Origin of the sequence: Marinospirillum insulare DSM 21763, from assembly GCF_000686905.1 — a bacterium.
In the GTDB taxonomy this organism is placed as follows: Bacteria; Pseudomonadota; Gammaproteobacteria; order Pseudomonadales; family Halomonadaceae; genus Marinospirillum; species Marinospirillum insulare.
In genome coordinates this window covers 1-1,838 of the sequence record NZ_JMLW01000066.1, presented here as the reverse complement: position 1 = coordinate 1,838, position 1,838 = coordinate 1, and the positions used below count along the sequence as shown (strand labels likewise).

Below are 1,838 nucleotides of genomic sequence, written 5' to 3'. Positions count from 1 at the left end.
TTGCAAATTCATAACCAACACCTCTTTTAAAAAGACAGGTATTAGTGTGATGCTAGGCAGATTGAGTTAAAAGAGGCTGATTTAAGGGCGCTTACCTTCAACAAATAATTCTCTACAGTCACCTTTTATCGTTAAAGCAAGGTGATTTCCATGAAAAAGCATCGTACCCCAGAGCAGTGGCAAACTCTAATAAATCAACACCGCAACAGTGGTTTATCCATTGAACAATTTTGCCAGCAACATAAACTAGCTCGCTCCTGTTTTTATACTTGGCGTAAACGACTCGCTGAACAAGCGACTTCTACTCAAGAAGCTTATCAGTCAGCAGTGGCTAAGCCTTCAGCTACCCAAGAAACTAATTTTTTAGATTTATCCGCTTTAGTGGGTGCTTCACCCTCAGCTAAACAGGGTTGGGATATCGTTTTAAGCTTGGGTAACGGGGTTGAGTTGCGTTTGAGTCAAAACCCATGATTGGGTTTGATCATCAAGCACGTATTTGGCTGTGTACCGAACCCACGGATATGCGCAAATCCTTTAATGGCTTGAGTGCTTTGGTGCGTAATCAACTAAAACACAACCCACTGAATGGGCAGTATTTTGTGTTTGTTAACCGCCGTAAAACCCAGATGAAGGTTTTGTATTTTACGCCTACAGGTTATTGTTTATGGGCTAAACGCTTGGAGCAGGGACAGTTTCGGGTGCAGCCAACCAGCAAAGGCCAAAAGCTATTAACACCTGCTGGGTTGCAACTGTTAATTGATGGCATTGAAGTGCAAAAATACCGCCAATTTAAGCGTTTTAAAGGTGCATAAAAAGCTAGTTTTGGTAAAATTAGCACCATGAATTCAACGGCTTGTACACCCAACCCCGTAGCATCTACTTCAGCTTTAGCTGAGGAGAATGCGTGGTTGCGTGAGCAAGTTAAACATTTGCAACATCAGTTAGATTGGTTCAAAAAGCAGTTGTTTGGACCCAAGTCTGAAAAGCGCGTTTATGACCCTGCAGAACAGGGTGAGCTGTTCCAGCCAGCCGATGCTCCATAACAGCCTAGCCGATGTCAGCTTGTTGGTTGGGTTATTGGTTGATAAATTTCAGTTCCATTTACCGCTTTACCGCCAACACCAGCGTATTCAACAAGCGGGTATCACCGTTAGCCGCAGCACCCTCACCAACCTAGTTAAACGCAGTATCGATTTATTACGCCCCATCGTGGATGCCCAAACCGACAGCATTTTACGCAGTCGAGTGTTGGCAATGGATGAAACACCCATTAAAGCGGGTCACCAAAAGCGGCCTAGCCCAGAAAAAGGCAAAATGAAATCAGGGTGGTTCTGGCCAATGTATGGCGATGCTGATGAAGTGGTGTTTACCTACTCCAACAGTCGGGGCAAACTTCATATTGAACAAATGCTGAAGGAGCTGTTCTCTGGCACACTGCTTAGTGATGGCTATGCCGCTTATGCGCGTTATGCTGCTGCACAAGACAATATCACTCATGCCCAGTGCTGGGTGCATAGTCGTCGTTACTTTATTGAAGCCCAAAAAGAACACCCAGAAAAAGCCACCGAGGCACTGCAGCAGATTGCCAAGCTGTATCAAAACGAAGAAGCCATTAAAAAGCTAGGACTCAGCGGCCAGAAAAAACACCAATACCGCCAAGACCACACCCAACCTCTAGTCAGTTACTTCTTCCAGTGGTGCCAAGACCAACTGGAAAACAGTGGTCTGCTACCGAGTGATCCGCTGAGTAAAGCACTTAATTATGTGCTCAAACGTGAAGCCAGTCTGAGTGTCTTCTTAGAAGACCCAGACGTACAACCCGACACTAATCATTTAGA

Annotated in this window: 3 protein-coding genes and 1 pseudogene; all 4 read left to right on the top strand. The window is 45.0% G+C overall.

What is annotated here, in order from left to right; genetic code table 11:
- Positions 1–150: 150 nt before the first annotated feature.
- Positions 151–471, top strand: a complete 321-nt coding sequence (gene tnpA, locus BP27_RS0113595) for an IS66 family insertion sequence element accessory protein TnpA (protein WP_027851991.1) — start codon at positions 151–153, stop codon at positions 469–471.
- Positions 468–812, top strand: coding sequence for an IS66 family insertion sequence element accessory protein TnpB (tnpB, locus tag BP27_RS0113590; protein ID WP_027851990.1), 345 nt, complete (start codon positions 468–470; stop codon positions 810–812). Before tnpA ends, tnpB begins: the two co-directional genes overlap by 4 nt.
- A gap of 27 nt (positions 813–839) precedes the next feature.
- The gene (locus BP27_RS17460) at positions 840–1,043 is read left to right on the top strand and encodes an IS66 family transposase (protein ID WP_036240484.1); all 204 of its coding nucleotides are present in this window, start codon (positions 840–842) and stop codon (positions 1,041–1,043) included.
- Positions 1,033–1,838: pseudogene (tnpC, locus tag BP27_RS16460) on the top strand (IS66 family transposase); the annotation flags it as partial. The gene BP27_RS17460 and the pseudogene tnpC, both read left to right, overlap by 11 nt.